The organism is Lentibacillus persicus (assembly GCF_900112705.1).
GTDB classification, from domain to species: domain Bacteria; phylum Bacillota; class Bacilli; order Bacillales; family Amphibacillaceae; genus Lentibacillus; species Lentibacillus persicus.
Map to the genome: position 1 here is coordinate 32718 of NZ_FOMR01000009.1, position 21636 is coordinate 54353.

Consider the following 21636-nt stretch of genomic DNA (forward strand, 5'->3'; position numbering starts at 1 on the left):
ACCGATGAACAATTCTATGAACAGCAGGAATTAAGCTTCAATTTCAGACAAAATTAGTGATAATATAGAGAAACAAAAACTTTTTATAAAAGGAGCGCTCTGTATAATGAAAGAAGCGTTAATCGAACGTTTTACCCGTTACGTCAAAATCGATACACAATCAGATGAGACAAACGAGAGCACACCATCCACACCGGGACAGCTGGAACTGGCAAACGTCCTTGTCGACGAGTTAATCAAAATCGGTATGAGCGATGTTTCAATCGATGATAATGGCTACGTGATGGCGACACTGCCGGCCAACACCGATAAGGAGCTTCCTACAATTGGCTTTCTGGCACATGTCGATACGGCGACTGATTTTACCGGCAAAAATGTTAACCCGCAAATCGTGGAGAATTTCAGTGGGGATGATCTGACATTAAATCCAGATAAAGGCATTATCCTATCAGCCAATGACTTCCCTGAACTTCCGGGCTATGCCGGCCATACGCTGATTACAACTGATGGCACTACACTGCTCGGTGCCGATGATAAAGCGGGGATTGCGGAAATTATGACCGCAATGGCTTACTTAATCAATCACCCTGAAATCCAACACGGAAACATTCGTATCGCTTTTACGCCCGATGAAGAAATCGGGCGCGGTCCGCATAAATTTGATGTCGATCGTTTTGATGCTGATTTTGCCTATACGATGGATGGCGGCCCACTGGGGGAACTGCAGTATGAAAGTTTTAATGCTGCTGCCGCGAAGATCACCTTTCATGGGAACAATGTCCATCCGGGTACCGCCAAAAATAAAATGGTCAATGCCGGTAAACTGGCTGCGGAATTTATTAATAAAGTGCCTGAACACGAGGTTCCCGAACACACCGAACAATACGAGGGCTTTTATCACCTTCTTGAAGTAACAGGAGATGTTGAGCAAGCCACAATCTCATATATAATCCGGGACTTTGATAAAGACAATTTTGCAGCAAGAAAAGAGACTATCAGGCAATTCATTAAGGAGATGAATGCTAAGTACGGTGAAGGATCAGCAGAAATAACGATGAACGACCAGTATTATAACATGCGTGAAAAGATTGAACCTGTAAAAGAAATTGTGGATGTTGCCTATCAGGCCATGGAAAACATTGACATTAAACCGCTTGTAAAGCCCGTCCGCGGCGGAACAGACGGCTCACAGCTTTCATATATGGGCTTGCCGACACCGAATATTTTTACCGGCGGTGAAAATTATCACGGAAAATATGAATATATCTCTGTCGATAATATGGAAAAAGCGACTAATGTCATTATTGAAATTTGCCGGTTATATGCAGCGAAAGCATAAAAAGCATAATAAGAAAAAACCAGGTTTGTGCTGAAAGAGCCTGGTTTTCTAAATCCCCATCGACCATTCAACTTTGGCGTGATATGATACTATTTGGAAACCAAACGAACGACAGGGAGCGTACGAGAATGTTCAATAAAAGACTTACAGCCTGGGCAATACTGCTTGCGGCAGCCCTTCTCACGGCGGCGTGCAACAGCAGCACGGACGGTCAACAAACAGCAGATCCCGCCCCGGAAGAGAAAGCCGAAGACAGTGACAAGACAACTGAAACAGTTACTAAACAGGTTGAATTCCCACAGGAGCACCTGCACAAAACGGATGCAAACGATGCTGTCAAAATGCTGCAAGAAGCATTGAATCGAGTCGGGTATGACATTAATCCGAGCGGAAATTACGGTGAAGACACGACCTGGGCGGTAACAGATTACCAAATGCAACAGGATGAGCTGCCTGTCACCGGTATTTATGACGATGAAACCCGGGGTGCGCTGCAGGACACCTTTGAAAATAACGAAACGGTTGAACCGGGTGCAGGCCTCGAAAAAAGCAACACTGACGTTGAAACACTGGCAAACCCACATGAGATTCTCGCACTCGTCAACAAAGAGAACGCATTACCGGAAGGGTTTGAGCCGTTAAACCTCGTCGTGCCGGAAGTTCGCTTCCCGTTCGAAGATTTCTTGCCCAAAAAACAGATGCGCCAGGTGGCAGCGACAGCGATGGAAGATATGTTTGAAGACGCTGATGAGGCAGGGCTTAAATTATTTGCTCAATCCGGCTATCGTTCATATGATCGGCAGGATGCCATTTTCGCCGCTAATGTACAAGAGCACGGCGAAGAAGCAGCCAATAATTTCAGTGCAAGACCGGGCGAGAGTGAACATCAGACCGGTTTAACAATGGATGTGACCAGTGAAGATGTTAATTTTCAGTTAACCACCGATTTTGGCGAAACCGATGAAGGCAAATGGCTGAAGCAAAATGCGGCGGACTACGGTTTTATTATCCGCTATCCGAAAGGCAAGGAATCCATCACACAATACCAGTATGAACCATGGCATCTCCGTTACGTCGGTCAACAAGCAGCAACCGATATAATGGAACAAGGCATAACGTTAGAAGAATATTTAGGAGAAAGCTAAGGACTGGGACAAAAGGATTTAAAGTAAATGAAAAGACGAACTATGATTAGAAAGGAAAGCGGGACACACCGCTCCGGAAATATGCTTCGCTTTCCGCGGGCGGCTGGTGAGCCAACTCGTGCCAAGGCACTTCGTTGGCTCACCTATGCCTCTTCTCCCGCTGGAGTCTACGCACATTTCCTCCGCTCACGCTACTTATAGTTCGTCTTTTATATTAATGTGATAAGTTATCTCATTTTATGTGAGTGCCTGCACGTTTTCTATTGTAGTTCTAGCCGCCCCTATTGCTTAATGCTGTCTTAATTAAAAATACAACTAAAAAGGTTTCAGGACCATAAGTGCGATAACAACCAGGAAGATGATGTTTTCCATTCGTTCATAGAAAAAGAGTTTATTTGCTAAAGCGTGATATTCTTCAGGAATATGCTCACCCTTGTGTTCTTTCAGCAGTCTTTTTACCGGTCTGGCAAGCGGTGATAAAACGGCCGGGCCGAAAGCGAGCGCGATCAGGAATAGTACAAGACTCAGAACATACCAGCCCTGGACGAACAACGATGGATTTAACGCCCCCATCCAAAGGCCGGTTAACAGGAGCAGCGTGCCGCCAACCATCACAAAAATATGCAGGCGGTTCCGAATGGTATAGGCATGTCTCAATTCGGTCATCGTATCCGCTTTCGTTACAACAAAAATCATAACAAAGCCTGGTCCCAACCCTAGAATGGCTGAAAATACATGTATAAAAACGAGAAACTCATAAAATGTCATCGGTTAACCCACCATTCATATCATGTATCTATATCATACACGATTTGCCCAGGTATGAGATTGTGAGATTCAGCACATTAAAAGCTGGCTTTTTGACAAAATGGTGACAAACACATCACCCTGCATACCGTTTCAATATAGTATCTACCGAACGCCCGTATGCCTCACCGAACATATTCAAATGGACAAGCAAATAATAAAGCTGATAGAGCGGTTTAACATCTTCATAATATGGTGCGAGGGGAAAGCGATCTTGATAGGCCTGGTAAAACTCACTGGAATAGCCGCCAAAGACCTCGGTAAAGGCCAGCTCAAAATGCCGGTCGCCATATAGGAACGACGGATCAATGACATATGGTTCACCGCTGGGACCGCTTAGCCAGTTGCCGCCCCACAGGTCGCCATGCAGATATGAGGGCTCCACTTTATCAGGAACCCATTTATCCAGATTTTCAAGCAGCTTTTCCATCCGTTCACGCCGCCTCCCTGTCATAGTGCCACGTTCGATGCCCATTTGCAGCTGAGCTTTAAGCCGGCGATCCCGATAATACTCAAGCCAGCTGGAGAATAGCCCATTTTTTTGCGGAAGTGCTCCAATAAATGTGTCGTCATCGAATCCATGATGATTACCAATCGTCTGGTGCATGGCCGCGATATGATCACCAAGCTTCCGGTCTGTATCCGCTGATGGGCTGCCTTCCACCCATTCCATTACAAGAAAAGCATTATGACGTTCATCTGAATACGTGAATACTTCCGGCACCGCAATCGAATTTGTCTCGCTGCTCATGTTCAACCCTTTTGCCTCCAGTTCAAAGAAACGCTCCGGAGCATTCGCATGATATTTAATAAAATATGTTTGCATGCCGGTTTGAACAAAATAGCTTTCGTTGATTGAACCGCCCGCCACCTGCTTCACCTGTTTTATTTCTTCACCGTCACCCGCCTGATAAAGCGCTTGTTCAATGCGTTCATTCATCGGGATCCTCCTTTCACAACTACCGGATTAAGTACGCGTTTTCCATAACGCCATTGGATCTTCCTGTCCGTCTTCCAATGGCATGTGTACCATTCTCATCGCACGATCACGCTTTGTTTTCTGCAATTCTTCATAAATATCTTTCCCCTTGCCAAGACCGGCACCAGCAGCGTCTTCAGCTGACGAAGCATAATAAACGGTATCAATACCCGCAAAATACATGGCGGTAAGACACATCGGGCATGGCTCGCCGCTTGCATACATGGTATAATTTTTCAATTCGTGTGTATGCATCATTTTCTGTGCTTTGCGCATTGCCTGGATCTCTGCATGCGCTGTAATATCAAACCGTTTATGCAGTTCATTGACCCCCTCAGCTACTTGTTTATTATTTTTCACAAGTACTGCACCGAATGGTTCACCGCCATTACGAACATTCTCGGCTGCCAGTTCGACTGCCCGATTCATAAATTTGTCCATCGAGTCGTTCTCCCCTTTCAAACGCTTTTGTCCAAAGTATAACAAAACTGTCCAGTATCTTGCGCTTCCTGACTTGACTCATTTTGCTTTTTTATTGGGTATGCGCTACAATCATAATTGATAATCATTTTCAATCACGAATGAATATAATACGTATTTGAGCAAAGGGAGGACAACGTATGGAGTCGACAAAACAACAGACCGCTCTGCAACAAATCATCCGGGACCGTCGTGCGGTAAAAAAACATTATAATGATAAACCGGTAGCTGAGGAAACGGTGAAGGAGCTTTTGGAAGACGCTGTGTGGGCCCCTACTCACGGCGTGCGACAGCCTTGGCGATTTATTTTTATAGGGCCTGATCAGAAAGAGACATTCGCTCAGAAAGTGGCTGCCACTTATCCGGAAGAACGACAACAAAACCGTCTGGAATACCTCAGGGAGCCGTCTGCTTTTCTTATCGTCGTGATGGAGGAGCCGGAAAGTAAAAAACAATGGGATGAAAACTTCGGTGCAACAGCCAGTATGATTCAAAACTTTTGGCTGCTGGCATGGGAGCAAAAGCTCGGTGTTGTGTGGAAGACAAATTCCCATATTTATGACGCAAATGTTAAAACAATCCTTGACGTCGGGGAGAATGAAAAAATCGTCGGCTTTCTTCACCTTGGCTACTTTGATGAAAAACCCGCCAAAAAAGAGCGTGTATCCGCTGCAGAGAAATTTACTACATTTAAAGGATAAACAGAAAGAGGCCGCCTCATTATGAGTGGCCTCTTTCTATGCGAGAACTCGGCTCTTCTGTTGATTCTGTCGCTCTTCTGCCGATTCCTGCACATCTTCTGTTGATTCCACGGTTCTTCTGTTGATTCTGTTACTCTTCCGGCGATTCCCAAGCTTCTTCTGTTGATTCCGCTGTTCTTCTGGCGATTCTCGTATTTCTTCTGTTGATTTCCGTGCTTGTCGGCTCCTATTCTTCTTCCCAGACAGCACTTTTCAATGTGCCGTTTTTCTCGTGACGTTCGATTGCGAGTTCAATTAAACGATCAATCAATTTCGGGTAAGACACACCGCTCAGCTCCCAAAGTTTCGGATACATGCTGATGCGCGTGAAACCAGGAAGTGTATTGACTTCATTCACGTAAACTTCACCGTCCTCAGTGAGGAAGAAATCGACACGGGCAAGCCCTTCACATTCAAGCGTTTCAAATGCTTCCACAGCTGTTTTTTGCAGCCTTTCAACTTCAGTCTCAGACAATTTCGCAGGCATCTCAAGTCGTGCTCCGGACTCATCAATATACTTGGATTCGTACGAGTAAAATTCAGTTTGCGGCAAAATCTCACCTGGTACTGATGATTTCGGATCTTCATTACCCAGAACGGCACATTCGATTTCGCGGCCTTTTAAGGTTTCTTCAATTACGATTTTTTGGTCATACTGGAATGCCTGGTCAATCGCTTCTGCAAATTCTTTTTCCGTTGAAACTTTGCTCACCCCAACAGAAGACCCCTGATTGGCCGGTTTGATAAACATCGGTATGCCTACCTGTTTTTTTACCGCAGCAAAATCAATTTGATTACGCTTGGCACGGGAATACGCCACACCATTGGCAACATTAATACCGGCAGCCTTCAGAAGGCGTTTGGCTATATCCTTATCCATACAAACCGCGGAACCGAGAACGCCGGTTCCTACAAAAGGAAGATTTGCGATTCGCATCATTCCCTGCAGACTCCCATCTTCTCCCAATGTGCCATGAACAATCGGAAAGACGGCATCGAGCTGGTCGAGCATGCCGGCATCATCCGCTTTAACAAGCTGGTGATCCGTTTTGCCCGGCACAATAGCCACAGATTCGTTTGATTTGTTTAATTGAATCAACTTTGGATTTTCCGCGTTAATCAGGTAGGAGGATTCATTATTGATATGCCACTTCCCTTGTTTATCAATTCCGATTAACACAACGTCATATTTATCTTTATCAATGGCATCAACGATATTTTTAGCTGATTGCAATGACACCTCATGCTCAGCAGATTTACCCCCAAAAACGATTCCCACTTTTTTCTTCGGCATGTTCCAGAACTCCCTTACAAAATGTATATATCTAAAATAGCACACTATAGCCTGTTCCTAACAGCAATTTTAAAATATTTTCAAAAACCGCTTGACAATTTAAGAAAACACCACTAGTATATAAAACAATAATTAAATTCGAATCAAGCAATGACGAAGAGTAGTAATTTGTCTTTTTCACTTAAGAGAGCCGATGGTTGGTGCGAATCGGTGTGCGGGGCAAATGAATGGACTTCCGAGCTTCCGGACCGAAACAATTTTGCAGTAGGCTCTGGCGATCACGTCTCATCGTTACACGAGACACATATTGAGCAAACGATGCTTGATATCGTCAGAGTGAGCTGATTGCAGCTAATAAAGGTGGCACCACGGGGTCCTCGTCCTTTTCGGATGGGGGCTCTTTTTGTATTTTGGCGGGCTTCCCGCACGATTTGGCGTTTTGCACCGTCGTATAATCGGTGCAAAACTGCCATCATTCAAAACAGCATACATTAAAAAATCGTTGCGCAAGAGGAGTAGGCTTTGTTGAAGCGTTAAAGAGAGCCGGTGGCGGTGAGATACCGGTACGTGGATGATTGCTGAATGGACTTGCAAGAGGTTTCCTGAATGATAGTACGGAAACACGGGCTCCGCCGTTATACGGATAGGATATCGGAACTCTTAATTTTCCCGTATCTGAATAAGGATGGAGATTTCAAGTCTCCAAAAGAGGTGGCACCGCGGTCACAATCGTCCTCTGCATTCACATTTCATGTGTGTTTGCAGAGGTTTTTTTATCCTCACTTTATCGATTGATTTGAAGAAAGGAGTTTTAATAATGCAACAGCACCCGCTCCCCTATAAGTACATCAAACTGAACGCTGACACGCTCACACCGATTGGGATATACGAAAATCTTTACGGCAAAAAAAAATTCCTGCTGGAAAGCTCAATCCAGCATGAGGAAAAAGGTAAATACTCCTTTATTGGTGCTGATCCTTATCAGGAATTTAAAGGCAGTGGCAGCCTTACAACGATTCTGGATCATGAAAATGAATCATCTGAAAGTCGGACGGAATCCGTATTGAATGTATTTCAAAAAGAATTTCCCACAATCGATGAAACACTGCCTTTCCCCTTTTTCGGCGGTGCGGTTGGTTATATCGGCTATGACGCTATACGAAGCTATGAAGATATTGGCGAAACATTGCATGACGACATTAACATGCCGGAGATTCATCTGATGCTGTATCAAAATATTATCGTTTATGACCATAGCGACGAATCCGCATTTCTAGTTGCAACAAACCTGAATCAGCAGCCTGAGCATGTACTGGATGAACGACTCGCATCGTTAAAAAAAGCATTGATTCCATTTCCGACAGCGGATGTATCATCGGGGGAGGATGCCGTTTTCCACCCTGAAATGGATAAACAGGATTTTATGCGCAATGTGGAAATTGCTAAAGACCATATCAAACGCGGCGACATTTATCAGGTGGTGCTCTCGCAACGGATGAAAGCCGATATGTCGGGAGACCCGTTCAGTTTTTACCGGAAGCTGCGAAAGGTCAATCCATCACCTTACATGTTTTATATCGACTTTAATGAGTATGTCGTTCTCGGCGCATCACCGGAAAGTTTGGTTGAAACGAGCGGGCGTCATATTATCTCCAATCCGATTGCCGGCACACGCCCGCGCGGTGAAACAAAAGAAGCGGACAACACTATGGCGAAGGAGCTTTTAGCCGACGAAAAAGAAATAGCGGAACATCGGATGCTGGTGGACTTAAGCCGTAACGATTTAAGCCGTGTTTGTGAAACCAACAGTGTTTCTGTCCCTGCCTATATGAACGTGGAATCCTATCAGCACGTGATGCACATGGTCTCTGAAGTGCACGGGATATTAAATGATCAATTCACGAGTATCGATGCACTGATTGCCTGCTTGCCTGCCGGAACCGTATCAGGCGCACCCAAAATTCGTGCCATGCAAATCATCAACCAATTGGAAAATAAAAAACGTGGAGCATACGGCGGAGGTGTTGGTTACATCAATTTCAACCATGACTTAAATATCGCGCTGACAATTCGGTCGCTGGTTGTCAAAGAAAACCATGCCTACTTGCAAACCGGCGCCGGAGTGGTCCATGATTCTGACCCGGAGGCCGAATACAACGAAACCTTGCACAAAGCAAAATCACTAATGGAGGTGGCAAATCTTGATTTTACTCATTGATAATTACGATTCATTCACGTATAACGTTTATCATTACTTATCAAGCAGTGGATTAGATGTCCAGGTGTATCGCAACGACCGGATTACTATCGATAAGGTTGCTTTACTCAATCCGGAAGCCATCATCTTGTCGCCCGGTCCCGGAACACCGGATGATGCGGGTATCTGTTCTGACATTGTCGCCTCTCTTTACCAGAGCATCCCAATTCTGGGAATTTGTCTGGGACAGCAGGTGATTGCACAAACAATGGGCGGGTCAATCAAACAAGCGTACAGTATTAAGCATGGCAAAACGTCGCTGATTACCCACAATGGCGAGGAATTATTCAGCCGCCTGCCTCAGCCGCTTGAAGTGATGCGTTATCATTCACTGTCAGTAGAGCGTGCATCTCTTTCGAATGATCTGAAAGTGACAGCCGAATCGCTGGATGACAATGAAATAATGGCGCTAAAACATCGCCATTATCCCGTTTACGGCATTCAATTTCATCCAGAATCAATCGGCACAGCAAGCGGAAAAGAAATGATTCAAAATTTCTTACAAACAATTGGAGAGGGGTCATATCATGAAAAATTATCTTGAAAAACTGTTGAACCGGGAAAGTTTGACGCTGGAGGAAATGAAGGATGCTGCGGAAACTTCCTTTAACGAGCATGTGACCGAAAGTGAGCTGGCAGCATTTTTAGCCGGTTTACGCAGCAAAGGTGAAACACCTGAAGAAATCGCCGGGCTGGCTGATGTCATCAGAACACAGTCAAGCCAGACGACAGATGAATTAGCAAATGTTATGGATAATTGCGGGACCGGCGGTGATGGCTCCAACAGTTTTAACATCAGCACAACAGCCGCTTTCGTGCTTGCCGGTGCGGGTGTAAAAGTTGCCAAACACGGCAACCGCAGCATTTCAAGCAAAACCGGAAGTGCCGATGTACTGGAGCATCTGGGCATATCTTTATCGTTTTCAAAAGCGCATGTACACGAGATGATCCAGGAAAACAATATCGCTTTCCTTTATGCGCCACATGTTCACCCAGGTATGAAACGATTTATGACTGTCCGGAAAAACCTGGGTATCCCGACAATTTTTAATTTGATCGGGCCTTTAACAAACCCGGTCAATCTGGATTCACAGCTTTTGGGGGCTTATCGGCGCGACATGCTGCCGGTGCTGGCTGAAACGCTCCATCAGCTTGGCCGAAAACGCGCGCTTGTCATCAACGGTGCCGGTTATATGGATGAAGCCTCTCTTGCCGGCGAAAACCATATTTCGCTCATGGAAGAAGGTAACGTGACATCATTCACGCTCCATCCTTCCGAAGTGAACTTGCCGGTGTATGCCAATGAAGAAATTCGCGGCGGCAATGCCAAAGATAACGCGGCAATTCTCCTCGATGTCTTAAACGGCAACAGAGGAGCCCATTACGACACCGTCCTGCTCAATGCCGGTCTTGGTCTGTTTGCCAATGGCACTGCGAAGTCGATAAACGATGGCGTTAGGCTGGCTGAAGAAAGTATCCAAAGCGGCGCGGCCAAGGAAAAACTGCAGCGACTGGTTGATTACAGCGGCAAAATGAAAAGTGAGGCGATATAAATGACGATATTGGACAAAATTGTTGAGCAAAAGAAAGTAGAAGTCGAACAGCTAAAGAACGAGCCAATTCCTGAAGCCCCCCCGGCAGCCGGTCAGATACCGTCAATTGCCAGGACGTTTTACCATACAGAACACATGAACATTATTGCTGAAATTAAACGGGCATCCCCTTCCAAAGGGTCCATTGACCTTAGCGTCGACCCGGTAACGCAGGCAAAGGTCTATGCATCGAATGGCGCCGGCGCGATTTCCGTTCTGACTGACCAAACATTTTTTAAAGGATCGATGGAAGATCTCCGTGCAGTAAGAGAAGCAGTCGATATCCCGCTTCTATGCAAGGATTTTTTCATAGATGAGATACAGATTGACCATGCCAAAGCGGCGGGCGCATCGATCATTTTATTAATCGTGGCTGCCCTGTCTTCAGCCAGATTGCGCGAACTTTACGCCTATGCAAAAGAACAGGGGCTCGATGTTCTTTGTGAAGTGCATGATGATGATGAAATGATCACAGCCCTCGACTTGGGAGCTGACGTTATCGGCATCAATAACCGTAACTTAAAAACGTTTGAAGTTGATTTGAACACAACGGGACTTTTAGCATCAATGGTTACAAACCCTCAAACCATCCTGATCAGTGAAAGCGGGATAAAAACGCGGGAAGATGCCGCTTTTGCTGCCAAAAACGGTGCAAACGCCATTCTTGTCGGAGAAACGTTGATGCGTGCTGACGACTTGCCGAAAACGTTCAGCGAGCTGCAAGTCCCGCTGGAGAAAGGGGTTCACTCCAATGCACGTTAAAATCTGCGGCATGACAACGCGAGAAGCAGCCCAAGAAGCCGCAGAAGCCGGTGCCGATTTTATCGGGTTTGTCTTTGCACCAAGCAAGCGGCAAATAACACCGAAAAAAGCAGCTGAAATCAGTGCCGGCCTCCCCTCTTCAGTCAAAAAAGTTGGCGTGTTTGTCAATGAAACAAAAGAGACAATAATCCAGACGGCTGAAACAGCGGGACTTGATATCATACAGCTCCATGGTGACGAACCAGCACTATTCGCTGAAGCGCTCCCCTACCCTGTCATCAAAGCGTTCCGGATGGGGAAACATGACATAGCCGAAATACAGGCTTATCCGTGTGATTATTATTTAATCGACAGTCCTAAAGGGCCTAACCGAGGCGGTAACGGCACAACATTTGACTGGGCCCGCTTAACCGACGCCGGTCTGAACACAGAAAAACTAATTCTCGCAGGGGGTCTGACCCCCGAAAATGTGCAATCAGCCATCTCAATTGCCAAACCGGCAGCTGTCGATGTATCAAGTGGTGTTGAAACGAACGGCGAAAAAGACCTTGAAAAAATCAGCCAATTTATTCATAACGCCAAAATGAAAGGATGATAACCATGACAACCTATCAATTTCCGGATACAGCAGGACGTTACGGCCAATTCGGCGGTCGGTTTGTCCCAGAATTATTGATGCCCGCATTGCTTGAACTTGAAGAAGCGTATGAAGAAGCAATGAACGATCCCGCCTTCAGAGAAGAACTCGATTATTACTTAAAGGACTATGTCGGTCGGGAGACACCGCTCTTTTACGCCGAAAACCTCTCCCGCGACCTTGGCGGGGCGTCCATTTATTTAAAGCGCGAAGACCTGAATCACACAGGGGCGCACAAGATTAATAATACAGTGGGCCAGGCACTCTTGACAAAGCGCATGGGCAAAAAGAAAGTCGTCGCCGAAACAGGTGCCGGGCAGCACGGTGTCGCAACGGCAACCGTTTGTGCGCTGCTCGGCCTTGAGTGTGTCGTGTTTATGGGTGCTGAAGACATTCGCAGGCAAAAATTAAATGTTTTTCGGATGGAACTGCTCGGTGCAAAGGTTGAAAGTGTTTCCCAGGGAAGCGGCACACTGAAAGATGCGGTTAACGAAGCACTAAGATACTGGGTCAGCCATGTGGAAGACACGCATTATATTATCGGTTCGGTTGTCGGGCCGCACCCATTTCCTAAAATAGTCCGCGATTTCCAGTCTGTCATCGGTGAGGAAACAAAGCGCCAGCACCTGGACACAGCAGGCCGGCTGCCGAATTCAGTTATTGCGTGTGTTGGCGGTGGCAGTAACGCGATGGGCATGTTTTACCCATTTGTCGAGGACACGGAGGTCAATTTGTATGGGGTGGAAGCCGGCGGCAGCGGGATCGAATCGAACAAGCACGCCGCGACCCTCTCAGCCGGAAGTGTCGGTCTCCTGCATGGCACGATGACGCATCTCTTGCAGGACGCTCACGGCCAAATTGAAGAGGCCCACTCGATTTCTGCAGGGCTTGATTATCCCGGAGTAGGACCTGAGCATAGTCACCTTCATGACAGCGGACGCGTCACCTACATGTCAGTTACAGATGCAGAAGCGATCGAAGCCTTTAAACTGCTGTCTCAAACTGAAGGGATCATCCCCGCTTTGGAAAGCGCGCATGCCGTTGCGTTTGCCACACAACTGGCTAAAAACATGGATTCATCGGAGTCGCTTGTAATTTGTTTATCAGGCCGTGGTGACAAAGATGTTGAATCGGTCGAAGATGTTTTGGGAGGGAACGCTGATGCGTAATCAATTTTTAGATAAAGCACTGGAAGCCAAACGTTCAGCAGGTAAAAATATCGTTGTCCCCTATATCATGGCCGGTGACGGGGGACTTGACATACTTGAAGAGCGTCTCAGCTTTCTTGAAGAATGCGGGGCAGCTGCCGTCGAACTTGGCATCCCATTTTCCGACCCGACTGCCGACGGACCGACTATACAGGATGCGGGACAGCGCGCTTTAAAAAACGGCACGACACTGCAAGGCGTCCTGGAAGCATTGGAAACATTTAAAGAAAAGCGGGCAATCCCGGTTATTTTGATGACTTATATCAATCCGATTTTCACATACGGACCGGAGAAATTTGCCGCAGCCTGCGTGCAGTCCGGCGTCAGCGGTGTTATTATTCCCGATTTGCCGTTGGAAGAAGAGCATTTGATCACGGATTTTCTTGAGAAACAGTCGATTTCCGTTATCCGACTTGCTGCTATGACGAGTCCTGATGAACGGCTGTCTGAGATCGCCCGGCGGACGGAGGGTTTCCTCTATGCTGTCTCAGTCAAAGGGACGACCGGCGCACGCACGACACACGGTGACGATGTCAAAACCTACCTCCAAAAATTGCAGGGACTAACGGACACGCCTGTTCTGGCAGGCTTTGGCATTTCATCGGCTGAACAGGCTCGTGAACTATCCGAAAGCTGTGGCGGAGTTATCATCGGCAGCCGGATTGTCGATTGGTTTCATAACAGGCAAACAGACGACATTAAACAACTGATTCAAAACAGTACAAATCAAAACACGGCTTCCACTTCGACTTTCTAAAAATCGATGGCCGGAAGTCAGACTATGATGATTATCCTGCTGTTGCCGCAACACCATGTGAAAGGCGGCGACAGCGGATTTTATTTTCCTTGCTTTTTCCTGGCTTCTTCATATTCTTCCTTTGTGATTTCACCTTTCTCATAACGTTCTTTCATAATTTCAAGTGAAGACCGTTTCTTTGTGCTTTTGTTCGCATTAAAACGATACAAAATAATGATAATCATTACTAAAACAAGAATACCTAAACCTAACCTGATATAACCTTCAACGGTCATGAGATCACCTCCATTGTTACTGTTCCCCGTGTGTGCCAGTTTAAGCATAGATGATTTCCCATATCTTTTATAAAGATTTCCAATCAAATCCATTGCACAATAACATAATTTGTATTATTATTTTCATTGGACTTAAAAGTGGCATACATCATGCTGGTGTAGCACAATCGGTAGTGCACTTCACTCGTAATGAAGGGGTCGGAGGTTCAAGTCCTCTCACCAGCACCATTCATTTATATGGAGGAGTACCCAAGCACGGCTGAAGGGGACGCACTCGAAATGCGTTAGGGGTTAACGCCCGCGTGGGTTCGAATCCCACCTCCTCCGTTCAATAGATAATTGTGAAAACTGTCGCTCAACTGGCGGCAGTTTAATATTTACTATATCGTGGCGCAGTTCAGCCTAACTGCGCCTTTTTATTGTCTTAATCTCCTCCGCTCGTCCTGTTAAATGAGTGATGGATATCTGTCTCTCATATACCTACCCTAGGATAATAGTCTATCGTCAATTCCTGATCCCTAAAATAATAGACACCAATACAATCAAAAGTTGTCATTAGCCATAGAATACACTAAAGCTTAAAGAAAGCAGGTGAAATTACGATGAACGATAAGTCATCCAATCCCAACGCAATCCCTGAAAAGGTTGCAAAAGTCATGATCGATGAAATATTTCGGAAAAACAACGTAAACCCTGAAGAAATTAAAAATAATTTATCGAATGACCAGAAAAAAATGCTGAAGGATATGGTTGAAGATCTAAGAGAACAGGTGAATCAATTTAACAAAGGCGAAAAAGATACGACGAAAACAGATGAATAAGAGTCTATTAAAGAAAACACCCATTTGATAGGTGTTTTCTTTAATTTTGGCAAAAAACGATAATTTAATGAATGTGTACAATCTGATTAGTAGGAATATCCATAGAGTAATATTAACAAAAGAAAGGAGTGTAATAATATATGTCACCAAAGAGACACAGCGCCACGAACCCCTTTGGCAACAAAAGCAAATACTTTTACCTTAGGGATAAACGAAAATCCCGTCATCAACAATGCTGTCAGGATTGCGGCTCCAACCAATGTGACAGTTGCAGAGATGAATATATGCAGCAAGATCAAAGAGAAGACCGCAAACATGGTGATCGCCACCGCTGTCAAAGTTGCGGCTCCCATGACTGTTCCTCTGAATCCAATCAGTGCGACAGTTGTATGGATAAACACACGCATCATGACCACCACCATAACCAGCATAATCGCTTTGAAATGATGGAAGTCGATTCTAATGCACTTGTTTCACAGGATGCAAGTCAATATTCCTTTATGGATCAAGAATCAGCAGAATTGATATGGGTTAAGGAATCCTGTGATATTAACGTTGATACAAGAGACACCCAGATCGGGCTTTCACTTCAGGCTAGTTTACAGCTCGCTATATCCCTTGTAGTGAATATCGCCATTGCGGATTCAGGAAGAAGTGAAGCCATATCCCAGGACCTTATACAGTCTTTTGACTCCGATCAAGTCAATAAACAAAAAATCTTCATCTGTAACACGAAAGACGCTAATGTAACTACCAGGGACACAGATCTGACCGTCAATATCCAGGTCCTGTTGCAAGTATTGCTATTGTTGCTGGTAATGATTGACGTTTTATAAAAAATGAAAGGAGTGGAAAATTATGGGCCATATGACAAAATCTAAATGGCGTGCACTTGACCATTGTGACGGATCAAGTGACCGAGATGATGCTAACGTCGTGCAAGATGCGGATCAGGTTGTATCCAATCAGCAAATTTCTGATGAATGGATAATCATTAAGGACTCCCAGAATATTGATGTCACAACTACCGACAGGCAGGCTGCTGTCTCCTTACAACTTGGGATTGAAGCAGCGATTGCGGCCGTTATTAACATTTCTATAGGAAACGGTTCACAATCAGATAGCATAACACAAGGCATCAGACAAATGGTCAATACAAGACAAGGGAACCGTCAAAAAACAATTGTTGAACAATCAAGGGATATTGAAATCACTACTCGGGACACAGATGTAGCTGTGAATATCCAATTGTTATTCCAGATCCTCGCTGCGATTGTTGCCAGCCTGGATATTCTGTGATGGCCTTAAAATAATTCCTGGGGATGGGGAGTAATCACAAGAAGCGAAGATATCCCCCCCCTCCCCGGAGGTCTTTAATTTAAGTCCTAATTTGGTTTTCCATCAAAATAGGACAAGAGCACAAAATATTGTTAACGAAAGGAATGAATAAAATGGTTAATCTGACAAACCGTCAACGGGGCCTGTTACGTCTGGCCAATCAATTATCCCAAAACTTAGTTAATGATAATACGGATAACGGTTTAAACCACAACTTTTCAGTTGATTTACCGGGCGTTGACTTCGATGGCGGACTCAATTTAAATTTCGGTAAAGATGATGAAACAGATACCACTGACCCGTCACCTTCAGCACCTGAAACGCTAAGGGATGTATTTCTAAGATTACAGAATGAACAAGTAGAGGTAACAACCCCTTTTGGCCCAGTAACCGGTACAGTCATTGCGGTTCAGAATGACTATGTTGCATTGGTTGAAGCCGATGGGTCACAAACGCTTATTCCATTCGCAAACATTGAATTGGTCAGTGAATTATAAAGGAGGAATTTAAATGTTTCAGGACACGTTTGCGGCTGAATTAGCCACACGTATTGGTTCAAGGGTTGAAGTGGCTACCGACAACAACTTGATAGAAGGCATCCTCTCCACCGTAACAGCTGATTTAGTACTTGTTGTTGAGGTTAACAGTGGTTATGGTGAAAACACCACATTATACTTGTCAATAGACGCCATCAACTTCGTCCGATTCCCAGCTGCAGCCGCTTAAATCATTGCTCACAAAAGCCCTGGCTTATCCAGCCAGGGCTTTTTCTTTGCAGCAAAATATCCCCTCTGAAATTCCAAAGGGGATGTTTCTGTCGCTTCATTTAATTTTAGCAATAAAATAATTTTACCTGGCATACAAATTGCTAATGAGGTGTATCAATGGAATCTGTTATTTGATTAGCAATTATAAGTGCCCGCTTGCCATCTTCTCCTGAAACAGATGGGTCTGTGCCGGCTTTAACGCAATTAATAAAATCCATTAACTGGAGGAATAACGGCTGTACCGAACGCCCGACCTGTATCTTTTGTGAAAGAGGAATCGGATGATTTCCAGTTTCTTCGCTGAATGTTCGTGTTACATTGATCTCATGGTTTAGTATATCTGCCTCAATAAACGCTCGCTCTGTCTGAATTTGTATAGTACGGACTTTTCTTCCTGACATGAAACTTGCAGTAAGTTGTGCAGTAACCCCTTGTGACGTTCTGATGACCGCAGCTGCGTGTTTTGGTGTATTTTTGATGACTTTCCCAAAAGCACTGACTTTCAGAGCATTACCCAGAAACAATTCATTTAAAATATAGATATCATGAATCATTAAATCTTTCACAACGTCTACATCGCTAAACTTAACGTTTGCAGGGCTTATTCTATGGAAAGCTGCACCGACTATAGACTCACCTTTGAGCAAATTCAGCAGCACCTGAATGAACGGATTGTAAAGCTCGATATGTCCTGCTTGAAGTTTAACACCTGCTTCAGATGCTTCTTTGATCAAATGATCAGCATCTGTAATGGTAGCAGTCAGTGGTTTTTCCATCAGCATATGAACGTTGTGTCTAACACATTCCAAACCAATTTTATAATGAAAGTCAGTCGGTACTGCAATGCTAACAGCATCAACTGATTTTAGAAGGCCATCGACGGATTGAAACGGTTTAACGTTATACTTTTGCGCAACCTGAAGTCTTTTCTGTTCATCATCATCATAAATACCTATAAGCTGGCAATCATCATTCATTGACAAATACGTACGTACGTGATTTTCTCCCATATTGCCAGTCCCAATCACACCGACTTTCATAGACAATCCCCTCTTTTTTTAAATTACTAATTTTTCCCGCCTAAACGGGGAATAAACCGCCCTAGTACAGCAGTCACCTGGCCCTAAACGCCTGATTGGTTCGGGCCAACAGGATGTTGTCACAAAGGCATTGCCACAGGTCGTGGCGAACTTAGCCTTTGTTCATCACATTCAGTGAAGAAAACCATTTCACTGATTGAAGTTTTACTTTTCCACTCATCTAATGGACAGTAGACCGCCCAAGTACGGCGGCCAACTGTCCCTAAATGCCTGATTTGTTCGGGCCAACAAGATGTTGGTCAGAAAGGCGTTGCCACAGGACGTGGCGAACTTAGCCTTTGTTCATCTCAATCAGTGAAGAAAACCATTTCACTGATTGAAGTTTCACTTTATCTTATGCGTCAGCTATAAAACGAGCTAGACTATCAGACCAATTAGGAGAAAATTGGCCTCTGCCTGTAGGAATGCCTGAGAGAGGAGGTGAAAGCTTGGTTCATATTCTATTGATTGCCGAAGATACTTCCAGACATTTGAATAAAAACTTCTTTTACTTGGAGAAAGAACTAACAAAACGAATACATTTAACACTGTGGCGAAAGCCGGGGCATATCCGTCATATTTTAAAACAGCTTCCACGAAGACCTGATTTTATCCTGTTGTTGAATGATCTGGACCGAAAAATACATCCGATGATTAAAGGTCTTGGCCACATCAATATTCCTACCGGTTTATTTATCAATGATGTCCACCGCTTTACAAAGTTACGGAAAAACTTCATAGAAAAAAATGACATAAACCATTTGTTTACCGTGGTGCGGGATAAATTTTTAATGACCTATCCGGAATATGAAATGAAAATGGAATGGTTTCCTCACTTTGTCAATCCAAATCTCTATAAAGACTATGGCTTGACTAAGGATATCAATCTATTAATGATGGGAGCCGTTAACGATAATTATCCACTAAGACAAACAATTATTAACGCCTATCAGGGCGATGCAGATTTTATTTATCACAGCCACCCGGGATACCGGCATTTTTCGAAAGAAGAAGAAAACCAGCATTTTATCGGAAAAACGTATGCAAAAGAGCTCAACCGATCCAGAATTTTCTTCACCAGTCCATCCGTATTGAATTACCCGGTTATCAAGTATTTTGAGGTTTTAGCCTGCCGATCTCTCCTTTTAGCACCTGCATTTAAGGAACTGAAGGATTTAGGTTTTATCCCTAATTTCCATTTTGTTCCGATAAACGAACACAATTTTAAAGAAAAGGCTGCATATTATTTAGCACATGAAACAGAAAGACAGCAAATTGCCGATCAGGGTTATCGCTTCATCCATGAACGGCATACTGTTCAACAACGGACAGAACAGCTTATCAAACGCATCGAAAAAATACTTGAACAGTAAAAAGGAGGAATTCACTTGTCTTCCGTACCTGAAAATACCCAGCTCGGAAAACACGTTGTTATAGAAAATAATGTCGTAATTGGGGAAAATGTCACAATCGGTCATAACACAACCATCCTGCAAGGAACCCAGATAGGTGATGATGTCATCATTGGCAATAATTGTGTCTTGGGAATCAAAACATCCGGCAACGAACGGATGCGAAAAAAAGCTGACAAATATGGCAGCTTGAATATCCAATCCGGATCCAGAATAGGAAATATAGCATCCATCTATGCCGGGACCGACATTGGTAAAAATGTGTTCATCGGTGATCATGCGAGCATCAGAGAAAATGTGTCGATTGGTGATAAATCTGTGGTCGGCAGAGCTGCAATCGTTGAATTGAACAGTACAATCGGTGACTCCTGCACCATTCAAACACTGGCATATGTAACAGGAGATACGACATTGGAAGACAATGTCTTTATCGGCCCGTGTGTATCCATGTCGAATGATAAATATATGGGAGCTAAAAACTTCACCCTGAACGGGCCGTATATAAAAAGTGGTGCTAAAATCGGCAATAATGCTTCATTGCTTCCTGGTATTACAGTGGGCCGTAACAGTATAATCGGCGCCGGCGCTGCCGTTACGAAAGATATAGAAGATAATATAACAGCTGCAGGGGTCCCTGCTAAAAGGCTTAATTCTGATGGTAATAAATAGCCTACCCACCTCATTCTCAACAAGCAAACATACCAGCACGAAAGGTGGATTGTAATGGCCAAAAAAGTTTGTATAATTGTTGCTCACCATCCGTTTACTGATGCAAGAATTTTTAAGAAAGAGGCAAAAAGCTTACAGAAAAAAGGCTATCATATCACCATGATTGTCCCGAGACAAAGCGGAAGATTGTTTGACATTGATGGCACCCCGTTTCGAAAACAATTCCTAAATAAAGTTTTTACCTATGAAGGCATTAAAGTAGTTACGTACCATTCCGAGAGCACTCAGAAGGCATTAAGTACTGTATTAAGCAATGAAAGTGTCTGGGAAAGACATGGGTTTAATAACACCCTCACACAGCTTGCCATTCAGGAAGACGCTGATATATACCATGCACACGAGTATCTCTCGCTGTTTGCCGGAGTTGGCATTAAGCGGCAGATGAAGAAAAAGAAAGGGAAAGATGTCAAATTAATATACGACAGTCATGAGTTGACGCCAGACCCTTTAGATCCACGATATACTAAGGAACGAAGAGATCTTTTGAAACAAAGGCTTCTGACAATGCTTGATGAAGTTGATCATGTTATAACGGTCTCCGATTCAATTAAATCATGGTATTTATCTCATAAACCGGATTTGCCCGTTGACGTTATCTATAATTCGCCCCCGCTAGCTCAGCATCATAAGCCGAAAACGTATAACTCGAATGGGCTAACAGTGGGCTATGAAGGTAATATTGTCGCAAGCCAAGGCAAGATGGAGAAGATCCTCTGCATCTCTGAATTATGTTCAAAAGAGTTAGAGTTTGAATTCAAAATTATTGGAGGAAGCCGGTATGGCGATTCCAAGATACCAACGCATCTGCCGCATCAGATCATGTTAACTGGATGGATCGACTACCATGCCCTTCCAAAGACAATGGATAATGTTGATATAGGGATGGTCGATTTAGAAAGCGTCAAACACTCGCTTAACCAAGATTATGCATTGCCGAATAAATTTTTCAGTTATCTGAACAACGGTGTACCGGTGGTGGTTAATAAATGTAAAGAAATGGAGGAATTTATCAATAGACACCATTGCGGCTTTGTAATCGACAAAACAAATGCTACCTCGCAAGATTTTGCTAATGCCTTTCTTTCGCTTCATCAGGATATGAACAAATTACAGCGAATGAGCCAAAATGCCCGCCATGCAATGGAAAGGTTCTATTCCTGGGAACACATGGAGAATCGGCTTTTCGCTGTCTACCAATCACTTTTCGCAACATAAACA

At 44.3% G+C, this 21636-nt stretch carries 26 protein-coding genes, 2 tRNA genes and 2 other annotated features; of the genes, 20 read left to right on the top strand and 8 right to left on the bottom strand.

The features are described 5' to 3' along the window. The first annotated feature begins 106 nt into the window (after window positions 1-106). Together pepT and BMZ22_RS12310 are read left to right on the top strand one after the other, a co-directional pair. Entirely contained in the window at window positions 107-1339 is a 1233-nt protein-coding gene (gene pepT / locus BMZ22_RS12305) for a peptidase T (RefSeq protein ID WP_090086023.1), read from the top strand. A gap of 128 nt (window positions 1340-1467) precedes the next feature. Continuing rightward, window positions 1468-2484, top strand: coding sequence for a D-alanyl-D-alanine carboxypeptidase family protein (locus BMZ22_RS12310; RefSeq protein ID WP_090086026.1), 1017 nt, complete (start codon window positions 1468-1470; stop codon window positions 2482-2484). Between the two features lie 315 nt (window positions 2485-2799). Here the strand turns inward: BMZ22_RS12310 and BMZ22_RS12315 are convergent, their stop codons facing one another. From BMZ22_RS12315 to BMZ22_RS12325, 3 genes are all read right to left on the bottom strand, one after another. Further along, window positions 2800-3252: a DUF2269 family protein gene (locus BMZ22_RS12315; RefSeq protein WP_090086028.1), complete on the bottom strand. Its 453-nt coding sequence runs from the start codon at window positions 3250-3252 to the stop codon at window positions 2800-2802. A gap of 115 nt (window positions 3253-3367) precedes the next feature. Further along, complete coding sequence (locus tag BMZ22_RS12320) at window positions 3368-4231, bottom strand: fructosamine kinase family protein (RefSeq protein ID WP_090086030.1); 864 nt, start codon at window positions 4229-4231, stop codon at window positions 3368-3370. Window positions 4232-4258: 27 nt separating this feature from the next. Continuing rightward, window positions 4259-4711, bottom strand: coding sequence for a nucleoside deaminase (locus tag BMZ22_RS12325; RefSeq protein WP_090086032.1), 453 nt, complete (start codon window positions 4709-4711; stop codon window positions 4259-4261). Window positions 4712-4890: 179 nt separating this feature from the next. On the opposite strand from BMZ22_RS12325, the gene BMZ22_RS12330 reads away from it, so the two are divergent. After that, window positions 4891-5451 (top strand): nitroreductase family protein, encoded by a 561-nt coding sequence (locus BMZ22_RS12330; RefSeq protein ID WP_090086033.1) that lies wholly within the window; start codon window positions 4891-4893, stop codon window positions 5449-5451. Window positions 5452-5677: 226 nt separating this feature from the next. Here the strand turns inward: BMZ22_RS12330 and ddlA are convergent, their stop codons facing one another. Then, complete coding sequence (ddlA, locus tag BMZ22_RS12335) at window positions 5678-6784, bottom strand: D-alanine--D-alanine ligase (protein ID WP_090086035.1); 1107 nt, start codon at window positions 6782-6784, stop codon at window positions 5678-5680. 141 nt (window positions 6785-6925) lie between these two features. Further along, window positions 6926-7172, top strand: a binding site (T-box leader). Between the two features lie 105 nt (window positions 7173-7277). Then, window positions 7278-7524 (top strand) — a binding site (T-box leader). Between the two features lie 77 nt (window positions 7525-7601). On the opposite strand from ddlA, the gene trpE reads away from it, so the two are divergent. Genes trpE through trpA form a run of 7 tightly spaced genes read left to right on the top strand, consistent with a single transcriptional unit; the run spans window position 7602 to window position 13997 of the window. After that, window positions 7602-9002 (top strand): anthranilate synthase component I, encoded by a 1401-nt coding sequence (gene trpE / locus BMZ22_RS12340; RefSeq protein ID WP_090086037.1) that lies wholly within the window; start codon window positions 7602-7604, stop codon window positions 9000-9002. After that, window positions 8986-9585: an anthranilate synthase component II gene (locus BMZ22_RS12345; RefSeq protein ID WP_090086039.1), complete on the top strand. Its 600-nt coding sequence runs from the start codon at window positions 8986-8988 to the stop codon at window positions 9583-9585. The genes trpE and BMZ22_RS12345 overlap by 17 nt, the downstream gene beginning before the upstream one ends. Further along, the gene (gene trpD, locus BMZ22_RS12350; RefSeq protein WP_090086041.1) at window positions 9569-10594 is read left to right on the top strand and encodes an anthranilate phosphoribosyltransferase; all 1026 of its coding nucleotides are present in this window, start codon (window positions 9569-9571) and stop codon (window positions 10592-10594) included. Before BMZ22_RS12345 ends, trpD begins: the two co-directional genes overlap by 17 nt. Next, a complete protein-coding gene (trpC, locus tag BMZ22_RS16780) occupies window positions 10595-11395 on the top strand; it encodes an indole-3-glycerol phosphate synthase TrpC (RefSeq protein WP_143069983.1) in 801 nt (266 codons plus the stop codon). Further along, window positions 11385-11990 (top strand): phosphoribosylanthranilate isomerase, encoded by a 606-nt coding sequence (locus BMZ22_RS16785; protein ID WP_143069984.1) that lies wholly within the window; start codon window positions 11385-11387, stop codon window positions 11988-11990. The genes trpC and BMZ22_RS16785 overlap by 11 nt, the downstream gene beginning before the upstream one ends. 5 nt (window positions 11991-11995) lie before the next feature. After that, on the top strand, window positions 11996-13201 hold the full coding sequence (gene trpB, locus BMZ22_RS12360; RefSeq protein WP_090086043.1) for a tryptophan synthase subunit beta: 1206 nt from the start codon (window positions 11996-11998) through the stop codon (window positions 13199-13201). Beyond that, window positions 13194-13997, top strand: a complete 804-nt coding sequence (gene trpA / locus BMZ22_RS12365) for a tryptophan synthase subunit alpha (RefSeq protein WP_090086045.1) — start codon at window positions 13194-13196, stop codon at window positions 13995-13997. Before trpB ends, trpA begins: the two co-directional genes overlap by 8 nt. 80 nt (window positions 13998-14077) lie before the next feature. Here trpA and BMZ22_RS12370 read toward each other — a convergent pair whose 3' ends face one another. Beyond that, window positions 14078-14272 carry an SHOCT domain-containing protein gene (locus BMZ22_RS12370; RefSeq protein ID WP_090086047.1) on the bottom strand — a complete coding sequence of 65 codons (195 nt, stop codon included), beginning with the start codon at window positions 14270-14272 and terminating at the stop codon, window positions 14078-14080. A 152-nt stretch (window positions 14273-14424) separates the two neighbouring features. Here BMZ22_RS12370 and BMZ22_RS12375 point away from each other — a divergent pair. The 3 genes from BMZ22_RS12375 (at window position 14425) to BMZ22_RS12385 (ending at window position 15093) form a co-directional block, all read left to right on the top strand. Beyond that, window positions 14425-14500 (top strand) — tRNA-Thr (locus tag BMZ22_RS12375). Between the two features lie 11 nt (window positions 14501-14511). Beyond that, a tRNA-Ser gene (locus BMZ22_RS12380) sits at window positions 14512-14599 on the top strand. A 275-nt stretch (window positions 14600-14874) separates the two neighbouring features. Beyond that, on the top strand, window positions 14875-15093 hold the full coding sequence (locus BMZ22_RS12385) for a spore coat protein (RefSeq protein WP_090086049.1): 219 nt from the start codon (window positions 14875-14877) through the stop codon (window positions 15091-15093). A gap of 143 nt (window positions 15094-15236) precedes the next feature. Here BMZ22_RS12385 and BMZ22_RS17295 read toward each other — a convergent pair whose 3' ends face one another. Continuing rightward, window positions 15237-15500 (bottom strand): hypothetical protein, encoded by a 264-nt coding sequence (locus tag BMZ22_RS17295; protein ID WP_245745391.1) that lies wholly within the window; start codon window positions 15498-15500, stop codon window positions 15237-15239. Between BMZ22_RS17295 and BMZ22_RS12390 the strand changes: the two genes are divergently transcribed. The 4 genes from BMZ22_RS12390 (at window position 15483) to BMZ22_RS12405 (ending at window position 17157) form a co-directional block, all read left to right on the top strand. Next, complete coding sequence (locus tag BMZ22_RS12390) at window positions 15483-15929, top strand: spore coat protein (RefSeq protein ID WP_245745393.1); 447 nt, start codon at window positions 15483-15485, stop codon at window positions 15927-15929. The genes BMZ22_RS17295 and BMZ22_RS12390 overlap by 18 nt on opposite strands. A 22-nt stretch (window positions 15930-15951) precedes the next feature. Further along, on the top strand, window positions 15952-16392 hold the full coding sequence (locus BMZ22_RS12395; protein ID WP_090086051.1) for a spore coat protein: 441 nt from the start codon (window positions 15952-15954) through the stop codon (window positions 16390-16392). Window positions 16393-16535: 143 nt separating this feature from the next. Beyond that, window positions 16536-16928, top strand: coding sequence for an LSm family protein (locus tag BMZ22_RS12400; protein ID WP_218144055.1), 393 nt, complete (start codon window positions 16536-16538; stop codon window positions 16926-16928). Between the two features lie 13 nt (window positions 16929-16941). Continuing rightward, window positions 16942-17157: a hypothetical protein gene (locus tag BMZ22_RS12405; protein ID WP_090086055.1), complete on the top strand. Its 216-nt coding sequence runs from the start codon at window positions 16942-16944 to the stop codon at window positions 17155-17157. Between the two features lie 8 nt (window positions 17158-17165). Here the strand turns inward: BMZ22_RS12405 and BMZ22_RS17400 are convergent, their stop codons facing one another. Further along, window positions 17166-17291 carry a hypothetical protein gene (locus tag BMZ22_RS17400; protein WP_281242089.1) on the bottom strand — a complete coding sequence of 42 codons (126 nt, stop codon included), beginning with the start codon at window positions 17289-17291 and terminating at the stop codon, window positions 17166-17168. Between the two features lie 8 nt (window positions 17292-17299). Continuing rightward, window positions 17300-18238 (bottom strand): Gfo/Idh/MocA family protein, encoded by a 939-nt coding sequence (locus tag BMZ22_RS12410; protein WP_090086057.1) that lies wholly within the window; start codon window positions 18236-18238, stop codon window positions 17300-17302. Window positions 18239-18726: 488 nt separating this feature from the next. Here BMZ22_RS12410 and BMZ22_RS12415 point away from each other — a divergent pair, with 488 nt between their 5' ends. The 3 genes from BMZ22_RS12415 to BMZ22_RS12425 are packed head-to-tail and all read left to right on the top strand — an operon-like array spanning window position 18727 to window position 21633. Then, window positions 18727-19650, top strand: a complete 924-nt coding sequence (locus BMZ22_RS12415; protein ID WP_090086059.1) for a glycosyltransferase — start codon at window positions 18727-18729, stop codon at window positions 19648-19650. A gap of 15 nt (window positions 19651-19665) precedes the next feature. Beyond that, window positions 19666-20358, top strand: coding sequence for an N-acetyltransferase (locus tag BMZ22_RS12420; RefSeq protein WP_245745395.1), 693 nt, complete (start codon window positions 19666-19668; stop codon window positions 20356-20358). A 54-nt stretch (window positions 20359-20412) separates the two neighbouring features. Then, window positions 20413-21633, top strand: a complete 1221-nt coding sequence (locus BMZ22_RS12425; protein WP_090086063.1) for a glycosyltransferase — start codon at window positions 20413-20415, stop codon at window positions 21631-21633. Window positions 21634-21636: the final 3 nt, after the last annotated feature.